The organism is Litoreibacter halocynthiae, from assembly GCF_004365635.1.
GTDB classification, from domain to species: domain Bacteria; phylum Pseudomonadota; class Alphaproteobacteria; order Rhodobacterales; family Rhodobacteraceae; genus Litoreibacter; species Litoreibacter halocynthiae.
The window spans coordinates 1-18,398 of record NZ_SOBH01000001.1; the positions used below are offsets into that span (position 1 = coordinate 1).

General features: G+C 56.8%; 13 protein-coding genes and 1 riboswitch. Of the genes, 12 read left to right on the forward strand and 1 reads right to left on the reverse strand.

The genetic code is table 11. The annotated features are described in order from the left end of the window. Positions 1–367: 367 nt before the first annotated feature. Positions 368–454: riboswitch (glycine riboswitch) on the forward strand. Positions 455–613: 159 nt separating this feature from the next. The 8 genes from gcvT (at position 614) to BDE40_RS00040 (ending at position 11,574) form a co-directional block, all read left to right on the forward strand. After that, positions 614–1,729: a glycine cleavage system aminomethyltransferase GcvT gene (gene gcvT / locus BDE40_RS00005; RefSeq protein WP_134011643.1), complete on the forward strand. Its 1,116-nt coding sequence runs from the start codon at positions 614–616 to the stop codon at positions 1,727–1,729. 16 nt (positions 1,730–1,745) lie between these two features. Next, positions 1,746–2,105, forward strand: coding sequence for a glycine cleavage system protein GcvH (gcvH, locus tag BDE40_RS00010; RefSeq protein ID WP_134011646.1), 360 nt, complete (start codon positions 1,746–1,748; stop codon positions 2,103–2,105). 13 nt (positions 2,106–2,118) lie between these two features. Beyond that, on the forward strand, positions 2,119–4,965 hold the full coding sequence (gene gcvP, locus BDE40_RS00015) for an aminomethyl-transferring glycine dehydrogenase (RefSeq protein ID WP_134011649.1): 2,847 nt from the start codon (positions 2,119–2,121) through the stop codon (positions 4,963–4,965). A 90-nt stretch (positions 4,966–5,055) separates the two neighbouring features. Further along, positions 5,056–7,101: an NADH:flavin oxidoreductase gene (locus tag BDE40_RS00020; protein ID WP_134011652.1), complete on the forward strand. Its 2,046-nt coding sequence runs from the start codon at positions 5,056–5,058 to the stop codon at positions 7,099–7,101. A gap of 100 nt (positions 7,102–7,201) precedes the next feature. After that, a complete protein-coding gene (kduI, locus tag BDE40_RS00025) occupies positions 7,202–8,071 on the forward strand; it encodes a 5-dehydro-4-deoxy-D-glucuronate isomerase (RefSeq protein ID WP_425462382.1) in 870 nt (289 codons plus the stop codon). Next, positions 8,068–8,799, forward strand: coding sequence for a 2-dehydro-3-deoxy-D-gluconate 5-dehydrogenase KduD (kduD, locus tag BDE40_RS00030; RefSeq protein ID WP_134011658.1), 732 nt, complete (start codon positions 8,068–8,070; stop codon positions 8,797–8,799). The genes kduI and kduD overlap by 4 nt, the downstream gene beginning before the upstream one ends. Before the next feature lie 74 nt (positions 8,800–8,873). Then, positions 8,874–9,329 carry a (2Fe-2S)-binding protein gene (locus BDE40_RS00035; protein WP_134011661.1) on the forward strand — a complete coding sequence of 152 codons (456 nt, stop codon included), beginning with the start codon at positions 8,874–8,876 and terminating at the stop codon, positions 9,327–9,329. Between the two features lie 4 nt (positions 9,330–9,333). Further along, a complete protein-coding gene (locus BDE40_RS00040; RefSeq protein ID WP_134011664.1) occupies positions 9,334–11,574 on the forward strand; it encodes a xanthine dehydrogenase family protein molybdopterin-binding subunit in 2,241 nt (746 codons plus the stop codon). Between the two features lie 40 nt (positions 11,575–11,614). Here the strand turns inward: BDE40_RS00040 and BDE40_RS00045 are convergent, their stop codons facing one another. After that, positions 11,615–12,934 carry an aspartate aminotransferase family protein gene (locus tag BDE40_RS00045; RefSeq protein WP_134011667.1) on the reverse strand — a complete coding sequence of 440 codons (1,320 nt, stop codon included), beginning with the start codon at positions 12,932–12,934 and terminating at the stop codon, positions 11,615–11,617. A gap of 411 nt (positions 12,935–13,345) precedes the next feature. Here BDE40_RS00045 and BDE40_RS00050 point away from each other — a divergent pair, with 411 nt between their 5' ends. The 4 genes from BDE40_RS00050 (at position 13,346) to BDE40_RS00065 (ending at position 18,150) form a co-directional block, all read left to right on the forward strand. Beyond that, the gene (locus BDE40_RS00050; RefSeq protein WP_134011670.1) at positions 13,346–14,314 is read left to right on the forward strand and encodes a TAXI family TRAP transporter solute-binding subunit; all 969 of its coding nucleotides are present in this window, start codon (positions 13,346–13,348) and stop codon (positions 14,312–14,314) included. Between the two features lie 98 nt (positions 14,315–14,412). Continuing rightward, positions 14,413–17,022, forward strand: coding sequence for a TRAP transporter permease (locus BDE40_RS00055; RefSeq protein ID WP_134011673.1), 2,610 nt, complete (start codon positions 14,413–14,415; stop codon positions 17,020–17,022). Further along, complete coding sequence (locus BDE40_RS00060) at positions 17,019–17,450, forward strand: universal stress protein (RefSeq protein ID WP_134011676.1); 432 nt, start codon at positions 17,019–17,021, stop codon at positions 17,448–17,450. Before BDE40_RS00055 ends, BDE40_RS00060 begins: the two co-directional genes overlap by 4 nt. 151 nt (positions 17,451–17,601) lie before the next feature. Beyond that, positions 17,602–18,150, forward strand: a complete 549-nt coding sequence (locus tag BDE40_RS00065) for an NADPH-dependent FMN reductase (protein ID WP_134011679.1) — start codon at positions 17,602–17,604, stop codon at positions 18,148–18,150. The last annotated feature ends 248 nt before the right edge of the window (positions 18,151–18,398 follow it).

The following is an 18,398-nucleotide window of genomic DNA, read 5'->3' on the forward strand; positions in this document are numbered from 1 at the left end:
AATGCGTTAACAGCCACCCAAGGGTGGCTTTCGGCGTTAGGGCTATCGCCATGGAAGCTCTGTGGATGCAACCGAAGCGCGTAATGTCGCGCTAAGTTGTGCTGGTGCGCCAATCGGATGGTGTCATGTCTTGTTCTATCCCCTTCGGCCACCTACCGTTTGCAGCATTGGGCTGAATAGAGAGTATCGAATGGGGAATCCTCTTACTCGCTTCAAGACGCCTGAAACTTTACACAAGCCAACGATGATAAACCGAAATCTTCCCATCAATCATTCACCTGAATAGGAGTCTTCTTTAGCTTGACTCTACACCGTTTCGAAGATCATCTGATCAGGCTTGGGGGTAGCAGTTAAGCTCTCTTCAAGTGCAGTCACGTCGGGAGAACCAGCCAAGCTGGTGCCGAAGGAGCAACCGCCCCGGAAACTCTCAGGCCAAACGGACCGACGCAACTGGCAAAGATCTGGAGAGAGGTGTTTGGTCACCCGCCGAAGGGATAGCGATCTCAGGCAGAAGGACAGAGCGGGCATCTTGCGTGTGGGCAACCTCGCGTTATTTGGTGCCGCATGCTGATCAACCAGATCCATCGGCCCGTTACGGACAAAGGGACGAAAAATGTCAGACCTGCTGCACACCCCACTCCATGATTTGCATGTAAGCCTCGGGGCAAAAATGGTCCCCTTTGCAGGTTATGCCATGCCAGTGCAGTACGAGTTGGGTGTTATGAAAGAGCACCTACACACCCGCGCAAAGGCAGGACTGTTCGATGTCAGCCATATGGGGCAGGTCATCGTGACCGGCGACAATGCGGCTTCTGCCCTCGAGAGCTTGATCCCCGTAGATATCGCAGGTTTGACAGAGAACCGTCAGAGATACGGGTTTTTTACGACCGATACAGGCGGAATTTCTGATGACCTGATGTTGGCCAACCGCGGCGATCATATTTTCGTGGTTGTGAATGCCGCCTGTAAAGACGCCGATATCGCTCATATGAAGGCGAACCTAGAACCCTCGACGCAAATTACCCCAATCTCCGACCGCGCGCTGCTTGCCCTGCAAGGACCAGCGGCGGAAAAGGTGTTGAGCGCGCTTAATCCGGCCGCAGCGGACATGAACTTTATGGACGTGGCGACATTGTCGCTCAACGGAGCAGAATGCTGGGTATCGCGCTCTGGCTATACAGGCGAAGACGGATATGAAATTTCTGTGCCCAACGCTGATGCGGTCGCCCTTGCGCAGGCGCTGCTTGATCATGATGACGTTGAGCCTATCGGACTGGGCGCACGAGACTCACTGCGCTTGGAAGCGGGCCTGTGCCTCTACGGGCATGACATCGATACCGAAACGACACCGGTACAAGCCGGTCTGATATGGGCCATTCAGAAGGTGCGTCGCGCTGGCGGGGAACGAGAGGGTGGCTTCCCCGGAGCAGAGAGCATCCTTGCTGAATTAGCATCCGGAGCGGCGCGCAAGCGTGTTGGTCTTGTCCCCGAGGGGCGAGCGCCGATGCGCGAAGGTGTACCATTATTTGACGCACCCGAAGGGGGCGTTCAAATAGGTACCATCACATCGGGTGGCTTCGGCCCGACGGTCGAAGGACCGGTCGCGATGGGGTATGTCCCTACAGAATTATCTTCTGCAGGAACAACCGTCTATGGCGAATTGCGCGGTAAACGTATGCCATTAACCGTCACCAAGATGCCGTTCACACCGGCCAATTTCAAACGATAAACAACGGAGAGACTCAATGAAATATACTGAAGAACACGAATGGCTTCGCACTGAAGGCGACGTTGTTGTCGTCGGCATCACCGAGCACGCAACCACACAGCTTGGTGACATCGTCTTCGTTGAGCTGCCGGAAGTCGGTGCAGAAGTGAGCAAGGACGAGGAGGTTGTCGTGATCGAATCCGTCAAAGCCGCATCCGACATTTCGGCTCCGCTGGACGGTGAGATTGTAGCTGTGAACGACGCGCTCGCCGATACACCCAACTTGGCTAACGACGATGCGACGGGTGAGGGCTGGTTCTTCAAAATCAAGCCATCTGATCCCTCTCAGATGGACGCCTACATGGACGAAGCTGCCTACAAAGCAATGATCGAATAAGCGGAGCGCAATCATGACTTTCACCCCCACCGACTACCTGCCTTACGACTTCGCAAACCGCCGCCATATTGGCCCTTCACCGGCCGAAATGGAGCAGATGTTGCAGGTCGTGGGGGCGAAAGACCTCGAAGCGTTGATTGACGACACGCTTCCCGCCGAAATCCGGCAGAAACAGCCCTTGGATTTTGGTAAACCCAAATCCGAGCGTGAATTGCTGCACCACATGAAAGAAGTCGCCGGCAAGAACAAGGTGCTCACGTCATTGATCGGGCAGGGCTACCACGGCACGGTCACTCCACCCGCCATCCAGCGCAACATTCTGGAGAATCCGGCATGGTATACGGCCTACACGCCTTACCAGCCGGAAATCAGCCAAGGGCGATTGGAGGCGTTGTTGAACTTCCAAACCATGGTGTCGGACTTGACGGGGCTGGAAATTGCCAATGGCTCCTTGCTTGATGAAGCCACGGCTTGCGCCGAAGCCATGACAATGGCTCAACGGGTCGCCAAGTCGAAAGCGGCAGGCTTCTTTATCGACGAGAACTGCCACCCGCAGAATATCGCGGTGATGAAAACCCGCGCTGCTCCGCTGGGCATCGAGATCATCATCGGCAACCCTGATGACCTAGACCCAAGTACAGTTTTCGGTGCGATTTTCCAGTATCCCGGCACGCACGGCACATTGCGCGATTTTACGGACGAGATTGCAAAGCTGCATGAGCAATCTTCTATCGGCATCATCTCCGCCGACCCAATGGCGCTGACCTTGTTGAAAGAGCCCGGTGCGATGGGGGCCGACATCGCCGTCGGCAGCACGCAGCGTTTCGGTGTGCCTGTTGGCTATGGCGGCCCGCATGCGGCTTACATGGCGACTAAACAAGTGCATGTGCGCGCAATGCCGGGGCGCATCATCGGCGTGTCCATCGACAGCCACGGAAACCGTGCCTATCGCCTGTCCCTGCAAACCCGTGAGCAGCATATCCGTCGCGAAAAGGCGACATCTAACGTATGTACCGCACAAGCTTTGTTGGCTGTCATGGCCGGCTTTTATGCGGTGTTCCACGGGCCTGAAGGGCTCAAAGCGATTGCGCAACGGATTCACCGCAAGACTGTGCGGCTCGCCCGCGGGCTGGAAGAGCAAGGCTTCAAGGTCGAGCCGGACTCCTTCTTTGACACGATCACTGTTGAGGTCGGCCCTTTGCAAGAAGCGGTTATGAAATCAGCCGTGGACGAAGGGATCAATTTGCGCCGCGTAGGGGAGACCCGCGTCGGTATCACGTTGGATGAGCGCACACGTCCGGCAACCATCCGCGCCGTTTGGCGTGCCTTTGGCATTGCTGATCGAGACGTTGATCTGGACGCCGAGTATCGCATTCCTGATGAACTGCTGCGCACGTCTGACTACCTGACGCACCCGGTCTTCCACATGAACCGGGCCGAGACGGAAATGATGCGCTATATGCGCAGGCTCGCAGACCGTGATCTTGCACTGGACCGCGCGATGATCCCGCTGGGGTCTTGCACCATGAAGTTGAACTCGGCCGCTGAAATGATGCCTGTGACGTGGGACGAGTTCTCGCTGTTGCACCCGTATGTGCCTGAAAATCAGGCCGCAGGGTACCGCGAGATGATCGACGATCTGTCTGCGAAATTGTGCGAAATTACCGGCTATGATGGTCTGACAATGCAGCCGAATTCCGGCGCGCAGGGTGAACTGGCGGGCTTGTTGACGATTGCCGCTTATCATCGCGCGAACGGGCAGGGCCATCGCAATATCTGCCTGATTCCGATGTCGGCACATGGCACCAACCCGGCTTCCGCGCAGATGGTTGGCTGGAAGGTCGTGCCGGTGAAATCGGCGGCCAACGGCGATATCGACCTAGAAGATTTTCGCGCCAAGGTAGCTCAGCACGCTGAGAACCTCGCCGGATGCATGATCACCTATCCGTCGACACATGGCGTGTTCGAGGAGACCGTGATCGATATCTGCAAGATCACCCATGACAATGGCGGTCAGGTATATATCGACGGTGCCAACATGAACGCGATGGTCGGGCTGTCCCGTCCGGGCGATCTGGGCGGCGACGTGAGCCACCTGAACCTGCACAAGACATTCTGCATCCCGCATGGCGGCGGTGGGCCGGGCATGGGGCCGATCGGAGTGAAGGAACACCTGATCAAGCACCTCCCATCTGATCCTGCTACGGGCGAGTGCGGTGCGGTTTCGGCTGCGGCCTTCGGATCGCCGTCGTTGCTGCCGATCTCGTGGGCCTATTGCCTGATGATGGGCGGCGAGGGGCTGACCCAAGCGACGCGTGTGGCAATTCTCAACGCCAACTACATCGCCAAGCGGTTGGAAGGCGCATTCGACGTCCTCTACAAAGGCCCGTCTGGTCGTGTGGCGCATGAGTGCATCATCGACACGCGCCCGTTTGCGGACAGCGCCCATGTCACAGTAGACGACATTGCCAAACGCCTGATCGACTGCGGCTTCCACGCGCCGACGATGAGCTGGCCCGTGGCCGGCACGTTGATGATCGAGCCGACGGAGTCCGAAACCAAAGCCGAGCTTGACCGTTTTTGCGACGCCATGCTTGCCATCCGAGCCGAGATCACAGCCATTGAAAACGGTGAAATGGATGCGGAGAATAACGCGCTCAAGAACGCACCGCACACAATGGAAGATCTGGTGAAGGACTGGGATCGTCCATACTCGCGTGAGACGGGTTGCTTCCCTCCAGGTGCGTTCCGTGTCGACAAATACTGGCCCCCTGTGAATCGGGTCGACAACGTCTGGGGTGACCGCAACTTGACCTGCACGTGTCCACCCATGGAAAGCTACGCCGACGCGGCGGAATAATCCACTGAACCCGCTGTCATTGCAAAAATTGACAGCGGGTTTGTTTTTGGCCAGCGTCGGCACAAGCCACCTCGTGCAAAGGATGACGCCATGTCCACCGACCCGCTGTTGCAGCCTTATCAGCTCAAGCATTTGACGCTGAAAAACCGGATTATGACGACCAGTCACGAGCCGGCCTATCCCGAAGACGGAATGCCGAAGGAACGGTATCGCGCCTATCACGAGGAACGCGCTAAGGCTGGCGTGGCGATGGCGATGACGGCGGGGTCTGCCGCGGTCTCGAAAGACAGCCCACCGGTGTTCAACAACGTGTTGGTTTACAAAGATGAGGTCGTTCCTTGGATCAGGGAACTGACCGACAGCTGCCACGAGCACGGCTGTGCGATGATGATCCAACTGACACATCTGGGGCGGCGCACCACATGGAACAAGGGCGATTGGCTGCCGTCTGTGTCGTCCTCCAAACACCGCGAACCTGCACACCGCGCATTCCCGAAGCTGATCGAGGATTGGGACATCGAGCGGATCATAACCGACTTCGCCGACGCCGCCGAGCGGATGAAGGCAGGCGGCATGGACGGGATCGAGTTGCAGGTTTACGGCCATCTTCTGGATCAGTTCTGGTCGCCGCTGACCAACGATCTGGTTGGGCCATACGGGGCCGACACGCTGGAAAACCGCATGCGGTTTCCGATGGATGTGCTGGCCGCCGTGCGCAAGCGCGTGGGCGACGACTTCATCGTGGGCTTCCGCTACACCGCCGACGAGGCGCAAAAAGGTGGCATCACGGCGGAGGAAGGGATCGAGATATCCAGGAAGCTGGCGGCATCCTGTCAGCTGGATTTCCTGAACGTTATTCGCGGGCGGATACAAACCGATCCGGCGATGACCGACGTGATCCCCGTGCAAGGTATGAAGAGCGCCCCGCATCTGGATTTCGCGGGCGAAGTGCGCAAAGCCACTGGTATGCCCACCTTCCACGCTGCGCGGATTCCTGACGTGGCAACCGCGCGCCACGCTATCGCGTCGGGGCTGCTGGACATGGTCGGCATGACCCGCGCCCACATGGCGGACCCGCATATCGTCCAGAAAATCATGGAAGAGCGGGAGGAGGATATTCGCCCCTGCGTCGGTGCCACCTACTGCCTTGACCGCATCTATCAGGCGGGGGAGGCGCTGTGCATCCATAACCCCTCCACCGGGCGCGAGCTGACGATGCCGCATAAGATCGAGCCCGCTAAGACGCGGCGCAAGGTTGTGATCGTCGGTGCCGGCCCCGCTGGTCTGGAGGCCGCACGGGTTGCCGCTGAGCGCGGCCACGACGTCATGGTGTTCGAGGCGCAGCCCGATCCCGGCGGCCAAGTCAGGCTGACCGCGCAAAGCCCGCGCCGAAAGGAGATGATTTCGATCATCGACTGGCGCATGGCGCAATGCGCCGCCCGCGACGTGGATTTCCGGTTCAATTCATGGGCTGAGGCTGAGGATGTGTTAGCTTTGGAGCCTGACGTGGTAATCGTTGCGACAGGTGGCATGCCGAATACCGAACTGTTCGAGACCGGCAAAGAGGCGGACCATGTCGTCACGGCATGGGACATCATTTCCGGCGATGTGAAGCCTGCCGAGAATGTCCTGATTTATGACGAAAGCGGTGACCATCCCGGTCTGCAAGCTGCCGAGGTTGCCGCCAATGTCGGATCGAAAGTTGAGGTCATGACACCGGACCGCATCTTTGCGCCGGATATCATGGCAATGAACCTCGTGCCCTACATGCGGTCTCTGCAGGACAAGGACGTTACATTCACCGTGACGCGCCGCCTTTTGGGGGTGGAAAAATCAGGCAACAAGCTCACTGCCACGATTGGCACGGACTACAGCGATCATACGCATCAAGCTGATTATGATCAGGTGGTCGTCAACTACGGAACACTGCCGATGGACGACCTCTACCACGAACTAAGGCCGCAGAGTTCGAATGGCGGGGCGTTGGATCAGGACGCATTTATATCCTGCGAGCCTCAAGCAATCGTGCGCAACTCTAATGGAAAGTTCCAGCTGTTCCGCATTGGTGATGCCGTATCTGCGCGCAATACGCATGCAGCAATTTATGATGCGCTGCGTTTGACGCGGGCAATCTAGCTAGTTTGGTATCTTTTAAAACATCCGTTAATTGACGCTCTCGCCAAACTAACATATTAGAATACCAGTTGGTGCGCTCACGCTCTGTTCCCTTTTCACGATGGGCTCTAGCGAAGCCACAAGAATCCTTCGAGGAGATCAAGCCTTGCCAGACGCTGAAACACGTTACGCGATCGACCCTGCAACGACCAAGACACTGGATACTGAGCAGCTTCGTAGCCACTTCCATATTGGGGGGTTGTTCATCGAAGGTGAGATCAAGATGATTTACAGCCACTATGACAGACTGGTCATCGGCGGGGCAGTGCCAGGCGGTGGGACGCTGACGCTTGACAAAGTTCCAGAGACCGGCACCGCAAGCTTTCTAGAACGCCGTGAAATGGGTGTCCTGAATATTGGTGACACGGGTCAGGTTACCACCGGGGGGGAGGCACACACGCTCGAGCGTGGCGAAATTCTTTATATCGGGATGGGTAACGGCGACGTTGTTTTTTCGGGCGCTGGACGCTTCTACATTCTGTCGGCCCCTGCGCATCAAGCTTACCCAACGAAGCTCGTTCGCCTTGACCAAGCGAAGAAAGTACCTCTGGGCTCTAAGGAGCAGGCAAACGAGCGGGTAATCTACCAGTTCTTGCATCCGGACGTGGTGGAAACCTGCCAGCTGGTGATGGGCTACACCCAGTTCATACCTGGTTCGATTTGGAACACCATGCCCGCGCATGTTCACGATCGTCGCATGGAGGCTTACCTTTATTTTGACCTGCCCGAGGACCAGCGCGTCATCCATTTGATGGGAGAGCCATCGCAGACGCGCCACATCGTTATGGCGAATGAAGAAGCCGTGATCTCCCCGCCTTGGTCGATCCACAGCGGTGTCGGTTCCGCAGCCTATACGTTCTGTTGGGCGATGGCGGGTGACAATATCGATTTCACCGACATGGATATGGTGCCGATGGGAGATCTGCGATGAACGACCCGTTCAGGCTGGATGGCCAGCGCGCGCTGGTCACCGGAGCCAACACTGGAATCGGGCAAGCAATAGCGGTCTCTCTCTGCAATGCAGGGGCGGAAGTCGTCTGCGCCGGTCGTTCCTCCATGGAAGAGACATTGGCAAAGGTTGCGAACGGGACCGCGCTCGAACTTGATTTCTCAGACCCAATGGCCGCGCGAGATGTGTTCACGGACCAGCACATTGATATCGTCGTGAACAACGCAGGCATTATTCGTCGTGAGGATAGCACCGATTTTACCGAGACCGATTGGGACGACGTGATGGATGTGAACCTGAAGGCCGTGTTCTTCACATGTCAGGCGTTTGCCCGTGCCGTTTTGGCGCGACAAGGTCGCGGTCGTATCGTCAACATCGCCTCGCTATTGTCGTTTCAAGGCGGGATTAGAGTGCCGTCCTACACCGCATCGAAGCATGGCGTTGCCGGGTTAACCAAGCTGCTGGCGAACGAATGGGCGGCCAAGGGTATTAACGTCAATGCGTTGGCGCCGGGGTATATCGCAACCAACAATACCGACGCGCTGCGCGCCGATCCGGAGCGCAACAAAGCCATTCTGGACCGCATACCTGCGGGATCATGGGGCCAAGCGTCAGATATCGGCGGAGCGGCCGTGTTTCTGGCTTCACCCGCAGCGGACTATATCCACGGTGCGGTGCTTAACGTCGATGGCGGCTGGTTGGCGCGCTGAGTTAACCCTGCGTTAGCTTGACAAAGCACGGCTTGGTCTCAATTTGTAGGCCAAAGCAACGCATGGAGAGCCGCATGAAAATCACCGTCAACGGACGATCCCACGATGTAGACGCGCCTGCAGAAATGCCTTTGCTTTGGGTGCTGCGTGACGAATTGCAAATAACGGGCGTCAAATACGGCTGCGGCATCGCACAATGCGGAGCCTGCACTGTGCATGTCGACGGCGAGGCGGTGCGGTCCTGTCAATTAGCTATCGGTGATTTGGAAGGTGACGTCACCACCATTGAAGGGTTGGGCACACCCGACGCGCTGCACTTTATTCAAGAAGCCTGGATCGAGCATCAGGTGGCACAATGCGGCTACTGCCAATCCGGCCAGATGATGCAAGCGGCTTCTTTGCTGTCAGAAAATCCGGCGCCAAGCGATGAAGACATTGATGACGCCATGTCCGGCAATTTGTGCCGATGCGGCACCTACCCACGCATCCGCGCCGCGGTCAAAAGCGCCGCCGCGAAATTGGAATTATAGAGTCATGGGGAAAGCACGTACAATCGCACGCCGATCATTTCTGGTAGGCTCTGCCGCACTGGCGGGGGGCGTCGCCTTTGGCACCTATGTGGTGCGCAGGCCGCACGATAATCCGTTGGCTGATCAGGTTGCGGATGGTGAAGCGACGTTCAACCCGTGGGTTTTGGTCAGCAGCGAAGCTATTACCCTGATCGTGCCGCACGCAGATACAGGGCAGGGGGTGGCGTCAATGCAGGCGGCCCTCATCGCAGAGGAGCTGGATATCGAATTCGGTCAATTCCAAACCAGTTTTGGCCAGCCAAGCGCGGCTTACTATAACACGGCAATGGCGAGTGAAGCCGTACCGTTCATGCCGACTGACAAGAGTTTCGCAGCCGAAACGATGCGTTCGGTCATGGGCGCTGCCATCAAGGTGCTTGGCGCGCAGGTCACTGGTGGCTCCAGTTCAACACCTGATAGCTACGACAAGCTGCGCGCGGCGGGCGCGTCCGCACGTGAGACGCTGAAACTGGCCGCTTCGCAAAGGTCAGGCGTTCCGGTCTCGGAGCTGAACACGAGCAACGGCGCGGTCCAGCTGCCCGACGGAAGCGAGCTGAAATACACAGCCCTCGCAGCGGATGCAGCAAAACTTGAGCCAGTCACGGATGTACCTTTGCGCGATCCAAGCACGTGGCGCATGGTTGGCCAGGACATGAAGCGATTGGACGTTGTTGCCAAGTCGACTGGCACAATGGGCTACGGCATCGACTTTTATCTCGACGGGATGCTCAACGGCACAGTGCGGATGAATCCGCGCAAAGGCGCTCCGCTGAACGGGTATGATGCAACTGCTGCTGAAGCTATGAAAGGTGTTCGCAAAGTACTGCCGATCACGAATGGCGTTGTGGTGTTGGCTGACAATACATGGACGGCCTTTCAAGCCGCAGACGCAATCGACTACGACTGGGCACCTGCGGCGTATCCAGCGGAACAGGATGCACATTGGAACGTGGTTGCGTCGTCATTTGTTGACGACCGACTCGACTCCGAGTGGCGCAACGATGGGGATGTCGATGTCGCGTTAGACGGTGCGAAAACGCTTGAGATGGAATACCGCGCGCCCTATGTCGCGCACCAGCCCATGGAGCCGATCAGCGCAGTCGCAAAGGTCACCGATGATCGTGTAGATGTTTGGGCAACGCACCAGATGCCGCGCTTTGCTGTCGACAAGATCGCGGCGATTACAGGTCACAACGCTGCGCAGATCTATTTTCACAATCAATATGGTGGCGGCAGCTTCGGGCATCGTTTGGAGTTTGAAAACATCACCGCGACGGTGGAAGCTGCCAATCAGATGCGCGGAACGCCGATCAAGATCACCTTCAGCCGCGAAGAAGATTTTGCGCAGGATTTCACCCGCCAGATCGGCATGAGCCGCTCCAAGGGGGCCGTGAAGGACGGCAAGGTGATCGCACATGATTTGCAGATTGCGACAGTGTCATCGTCACGTTCCCAGATGGGACGGCTTGGGCAATCATTGCCCGGTCCTGACAGTCAGATCGTTGCAGGCGCATGGGAACAACCCTATTCGATACCGAACTTCAGGGTGCGGGCTTATGCCGTGCCGGAACTCGCTCCGACCTCGTCTTGGCGTTCGGTTGGGGCTTCGAGTGGCGGGTTCTTCTCGGACTGCGCGCTGGACGAGTTGATCCACGCTGCGGGCGCCGACCCGCTTGAAGAACGGCTTCGCCTAATGAACCACGACGTGTCGCGGAAAGTTCTGGAAGCCGTGGGGGAGATGTCCAACTGGGGCAGCGCCCTCGGCCCCAATCGCGGGCGCGGTGTCGCGTTTGTGTTGTCCTTTGGCGTGCCAGTCGCGGAGGTCGTTGAGGTAACGAACACCGACAGCGGGATCAAGATTGACAAGGTCTGGGTCGCCGCTGATGTCGGCCGCATCGTAGATCCGATCAACTTTGACAACCTGATGAAGGGGGGCGTGATCTGGGGCCTCGGCCACGCGATGAACAGCGAGATTACCTATTCGGACGGCATGGCGGAGCAGTCGAATTTTTACACCCATGAGGGGATGCGCCTGAATCAATGCCCTGAAATCTTTGTGAAAGGGCTGGAGAACGGAAGTGCTGTCAAAGGGATAGGGGAGCCGCCGATACCGCCTGCGGCACCAGCTTTGGCGAACGCGATTTTTGCCGCGACGGGGCAACGTATTCGGGAGATGCCGTTCAACAAGCACATTGATTTCGTGTAATTTCAGGGTCCAGTTTCGTTCAGAAGCCCGGAACCTGCCGTCACAGAACGCGGTTTATTGCTATCTGTAACTTGCTGACGATCTCGTCGATGTGAGCGTCTTCCATGATGAATGGCGGGGCGAGCAGGATGTGGTCGCCACTTCTGCCGTCGATCGTCCCCCCCATGGGATAGCAAATCAGACCCGCCTCGAAGCATTCCTTCTTTAACGATTTGTGAACCGCTCGATCCGGTGCGAACGGAGTCTTGGTGCTGCGGTCTTCGACGAACTCCAACGCTCTGAACAACCCGCGCCCACGTATGTCGCCAATGTTTGGGTGCTGCCCGAAGGCGTGTTGCAGGGCGTCGTTTAGTTTATCACCCATCATCGCACATCGCTCGACGAGTCCACCATCTGTTAACTTCGTCAGAACGGCCAAGGCTGCTGCGCTTGCGACCGGATGGCCGATATAGGTGTGCCCGTGTTGGAAAAATCCGCTGCCATTTTCGATGGCCTTGTAGATCGCCGCGGAGCAGAGCATCGCCCCAATCGGTTGATATCCAGCGCCAAGGCCTTTGGCGATTGCGACAATGTCCGGGACGACGTCGTCTTGTTCGCTTGCGAACAGCGTTCCTGTTCTGCCCATCCCGCACATCACTTCATCCAGGATCAACAGAACGCCGTATTGGTCGCAAATCTCGCGGATGCGCTTGAGGTAGCCTTGCACCGCAGGGACTGCACCCGCTGTGGCACCCACCACCGGTTCGGCAACGAAGGCGATTACACTGTCTTCGCCAAGCCGTTGAATTTCGGTCTCCAACTCGTTCGCGATACGAAGCCCGTAGTCCAAGGTCGTCTCCTCAGCGCGTTTCCCGCGATACTCGAAACAGGGCGAAATATGCGTCGTTTCTACCAGCATCGGAGCAAACGGCGCGCGTCGCCACTCGTTGCCTCCGGTCGCAAGCGCGCCAAGTGTATTGCCGTGATAGCTTTGTTTGCGTGCAATGATGTGCCGACGCTGGGGCTGATCAATTTCAACGAAGTACTGCCGCGCTAGCTTCAACGCGGCTTCCATTGCCTCGGACCCACCCGAGACAAGGTAAACGCGGTCTATTCCCTTCGGTGCATGTGTGATCAGCTTGTCGGCTAATTGCTCGGCGGGATCGGAGGTGAAGAAGCTTGTATGCGCGAAAGCAATCGAATCGAGCTGTGTTTTTATGGCCTCAGTCACGTCCGTGTCACCATGTCCCAAACAAGATACCGCAGCGCCGCCTGAGCCATCAAAATATGCCTTACCGCTTTGATCGTAGAGGTAAACACCCTCTCCACGCGCAACAACGGGAAGGTTGGATTTGGTATGGCGCGGAAAAATATGTGACACGTTTCTATCCTGAATGGTTGGTTGCCGACAATGATACATGAGAGCAGCCGGTTGAATAGTATTAGGATCAAATGTGGTGATCATTTTGTCGAATTGGCCCTTTAAAAATTGGTATTTGAGACCGCTGAGCTTTTCGCGGTTTTGTCCGATACCCTCAGAACCCATCTGTGCACAGCCTTGATTTTCGCGATGGCAAGCTTCATCGTGCGACTGCCAAGCTGAAATTTCTTTTCATCTTATTCGTCGACTCTCGTCTTCGTACAGACCATGATCGGGATGTTGGCCAGCCGTGGGGGATGCCTACGCACGCTAGAAACGTGGAAGCCGAAGGCCGAAACTGAACACAAACCGAGGTATGGGGCCCTCAAAGCACCCGACCCGAGACGAAACATCAAAAAGAGGAGACTATTGATGTCAATTAACCTGAAACTGTCCGTCGCAGGCTTCGCTGTTGGGGCCATGATGGCACCGGCTGCCTTCGCCGAAGAGTTTATCACCATCGGTACCGGTGGCGTAACTGGCGTTTACTATCCGACCGGTGGCGCGATTTGCCGTCTGGTGAACAAAGGCCGTAAAGAGCACGGCATTCGGTGCTCGGTCGAATCCACTGGCGGTTCGGTCTACAACATCAACACCATTCGCGAAGGCGAATTGGAATTTGGTGTGGCTCAATCTGACTGGCAGTACCACGCCTATAACGGTACTTCTAAATTCGAAGACGTTGGGGCGTTTGAAGGTCTGCGCGCGGTGTTCTCCGTGCACCCGGAGCCATTCACTGTTGTAGCCCGCGCTGACGCTGGCGTCACCAACTTCGATGACCTGAAGGGCAAGCGCGTCAACATTGGCAACCCGGGATCTGGTGCACGTGGCACGATGGAAGTTCTGATGGCATCCAAAGGCTGGACCACGGATGACTTCACTCTGGCGTCCGAGCTGAAGCCTGCCGAACAATCCGCGGCGCTGTGTGACAATCAGATCGACGCAATGGTATTCACCGTTGGGCACCCATCTGGCACGATCCAAGAGGCAACCACAGCCTGTGACTCCGTGCTTGTGACTGTGGATGGCGAAGCCGTCGACAAATTGATTAGCGAGAACTCGTTCTACCGGACGGCTACCGTTCCCGGTGGAATGTATCGCGGCAACGACAGCGACGTTGGCACGTTCGGCGTGGGGGCAACTTTCGTGACCTCGACTGCCGTATCTGACGATGCGGTCTATGCCGTTGTCAGCGCAGTGTTCGAAAACTTCGAAGACTTCAAAAAGCTGCACCCTGCTTTCGCAAATCTCGACCCTAAAGAGATGGCGACCGCTGGTTTGTCGGCTCCGCTGCACCCTGGTGCCGCGAAATACTACAAAGAAAAAGGCCTGATCGAGTAAGGTCATCGCTTTCGGGAGTGGGCGGAAACGCCCCTCCCACACCACCTCACCAGACAAAAAAACACTGATAAAATTCAGGCTTTCCGACCGGGGGATTTATGACAGATAATCAATCAGAAAACCGCGCCTTGAGCGAGGAGGAGCTACAGGACCTCGTAGCCTCATCCGACGCTGGCGCGCGCGATCCGGCGGGGGGCGTTGGTACGCTGCTCGCGGTTGTTGCCGTGGTATGGTCCCTATTTCAGGTTCTGCTGGCCTCACCTTTGGCAAACTATATTTTGCCGGGTGACATCATCAACAACTCCCGACAGGTTCATCTGGCCTTTGCCGTGTTCCTTGCTTTCATGGCATATCCCGCCTTTAAATCCAGCCCGCGCCACTACATTCCGATCGCAGATTGGGTGCTTGGCTTGGTCGGCGCGTTCATCGCGATGTACGGGTTTTTCTTCTACCAGAAGATCGTCGACGCAGGTGGTCTGGCAGATGACATGGACAAGTGGTTCGCGCTTGCCGGTTTGCTGATCCTGTTCGAGGGCGCCCGCCGCGCGCTTGGTCCTGCGATGGCGATCATCGCCACGATTTTCTTGGCTTACGTGTTCTTTGGCTCCTCCGATTTGGTACCGGACGTCATCCGCTGGAAAGGCGCGTCGTTGAAGAAAGCGATGAGTCATATGTGGATCACCTCGGAAGGTGTGTTTGGCATCGCATTGGGCGTGTCCACCAAGTTCGTTTTCCTCTTCGTGCTGTTCGGTGCGCTGCTGGATAAGGCAGGTGCTGGCAACTATTTCATCAAAATGGCGTTCGGCGCGTTGGGCCACCTGAAAGGCGGGCCTGCAAAGGCCGCTGTTGTCGGCTCCGCCGCGACTGGCCTGATCTCTGGCTCTTCCATCGCCAACGTCGTGACCACAGGCACATTCACCATTCCGCTGATGAAACGTGTTGGCTTCTCGTCCGAGAAGGCTGGTGCCGTTGAAGTGGCAAGTTCCGTCAATGGGCAGATCATGCCGCCGGTCATGGGGGCTGCGGCCTTCTTGATGGTGGAATATGTGGGCATTTCCTACGTGGAAGTGATCACGCATGCCTTCCTGCCCGCGACGATTTCCTACATCGCGCTGGTCTACATCGTTCACCTTGAAGCGGTGAAAAGCAACATGCCGGTTCTTGGCAATCGCGTGGTCTCGATGGGAAAAACCATTGGGGGCATGGCGCTGTTCTTCTTCGGGTTCGCGGGTCTTTGCTATGGCGTGCAGTACCCAGTTGGCTGGATCGTCTCGGCGGTGCCGAATGCGTCTGCAACAGTCATGTCTTTGCTGATCTTTGCAGCCTACGCAGGCCTGTTGTGGCTTGCGGCCAGCGTTCCCGATTTGGAGCCGGACGACCCCAACGCCGAAGAAGTGGAACTGCCCGTCGTTGGTGAAATTTACAAGTCGGGCCTCTACTACCTTCTGCCGATTATCGTGTTGGTCTACTTCTTGATGATCGAGCAAAAATCCCCTGGCCTGTCGGCCTTCTGGGCGACCATGCTGCTGTTCGTGATCTTGCTGACACAGCGTCCACTGAAGGCAATCTTCCGAGGCGAAAGCGACACTGCCAATGCCATCAAGGCGGGCGTAGCCGACCTGATCCAAGGGTTGATCGACGGCGCACGTAACATGATTGGTATCGGTCTTGCGACGGCGACGGCTGGTGTGATCGTCGGCACCGTGACCCTAACGGGCGTAGGGCAGGTGATGGCTGATCTGGTCGAGTTCCTGTCCGGTGGTAATCTGATCTTGATGCTGGTGATGGTCGGGCTTTTGTCGTTGATCCTTGGCATGGGTCTTCCGACCACGGCCAACTACATCGTGGTGTCCTCGCTCATGGCGGGCGTTGTGGTGGAGTTGGGCGCGCAGTCGGGCCTGATTGTGCCATTGATCGCCGTGCACCTGTTCGTGTTCTACTTCGGCATTATGGCCGATGTGACACCGCCCGTTGGCTTGGCGAGTTTTGCCGCAGCCGCTGTTTCGGGTGGGGACGCGATCAAGACAGGCTTCGTGGCGTTTTTCTACAGCTTGCGCACGGTGGCATTGCCGTTCGTGTTCATTTTCAACACCGACCTGTTGTTGATTGATGTGACTTGGATGCAGGGGATACTTGTGTTCATAACTGCCTCGATTGCGATCCTCGTGTTCACGGCGGGCACCATGGGCTGGTTCCTGACCAAAAGCCGCATTTATGAAAGTGTCGTTTTGGTCGCCATCGCATTCGCGCTTTTCCGTCCGGACTTTGTGATGGACCGCATCCAGCCGCCATTCCAGATTGTCGAACCGTCAGGTTTTGCAACGGCGGTGGGTAATGCCAAAGACGGGCAAGAGTTGCGTATCGTAGTTTCTGGGCCAGACTTTGATACTGGTGAGGCAAAGGAGACAACCCTCGTCATGCCGATCAAAGGTGATGGTACCGGAGACGAGCGGCTGAACGAGTTCGGCGTGATGCTGTTAGAGGAGGACGGCGTGGTAAAAATGGAGGAGCCGCTATTTGGTACTCCGTTCTCGGACACGATGAGCAGTTTTGATTTCTACGCGGATACCCCCGTTCAAATCGCGACAGTTCAGGCGCCGTCTGACCAAATGGCGAAGGAGTGGGTTTTCATACCTGCCTTGATCCTTTTGGCTTTGGTGGCGCTTATGCAGCGCGCCCGCATCTCTCGTGAAGGAGTTCCAGCATGACAAATCCTGTATTATGCGCGGTGGATATCAGCAACGGTCAAGACGACCTCAAGACGATCCAGACGGCTGCTCGAATGGCGGCGCTTGACGGGGCGCAACTTGACGTGATTGCGGTTGTTCCGGATTTCGGGATGAGTACGGTCGGCAGCTTCTTCAACAAGGATCACCATGACAAAATGGTGGCCGAGGCCAAGCGGCAACTTAATGAGTTGGTCAGCGAGGCTCTCGATCCGGATCAAAATGCGAAGGTCCGTCATGTCGTGGCCACGGGGCGGGCCTATGAGGAAGTTCTAAAGCTCGCGAAAAAGGCAAAGCCGTCTCTCATCGTCGTTGGTGCGAGTAAGGTGGATTTTGCTGAATACTTGCTTGGGCCAAATGCGGCACGCATTGTCAGGCACGCCAATTGCTCGGTCTATGTCGTGCGGTAGCGTAAAGACTTAGTTGTAAAGTCAAGCAAAGCCCGGCCAATAGGCCGGGCTTTTGCGTTGGCGCACAGAAGCTGCGCGCGGGTCGGCGTTGTGTGAATTTTTGTGAAGGTGCAGGTTGGGGACAAGAATTTCCAAACGAACGGACCTTAAAATGAAGATTCTAGCATTCGCGGCTTCCAACAGCCGGTCCTCAATCAACAAACGCCTTGTGATCCATGCCACAGAAGTACTCCAAAGCGATGTAGCCCCCCATGCGGAGGTCGAAATCCTCGACCTCAATGACTTCGGGATACCGATCTATAGTGCCGACCGAGAGGTCGAGGGCGGCGTCCCAGAGTTGGCAAAACAGTTTCACACAAAGATCGGGGCGGCAGATGCTCTTCTGATTTCATACGCTGAACACAACGGCCACTACACGGCGGTTTGGAAAAACCTGTTCGACTGGATGTCCCGGATCGACAAGAAAGTTTTTCAAGACAAACCCGCGGTCATAATGTCTGCATCCGCTGGTGGCGGCGGTGGCGCGAGCGTAATGGCTGCGGCAAAAGAGTCGGCCGGCTTCTTTGGTGCAGATATAAAAGGCAGCTTTTCTGTCGGCCCGTTCGCTGAGAAATTTGATACCGAGGCAGGTCGCTTGATCGACCCGGCGCTGAGTCGCGCACTTTTAGAGGCTCTCAGCGATTTGGACGCGTCGATGTAGAAACTGTGGCGCGGTGGTAGAATTTACCCATCGCGCCGCCTCTCATCTCAACTGCTGGGCGTTAAAGGTGAAAAGCGCGTCGCCGTCGACTACGCATGAATTGATCAAGGCTTTTGCGATGTCACTTGCCAGCCGGTCTTCCAATTGGTGCATCGCATCTTCTTTAACAGCGGGGAGGAAATACTAACTCACTGGAATGTAGATGCAACGCTGCCCATATGCACCTTCTGGACTGGAATTTGCTAACG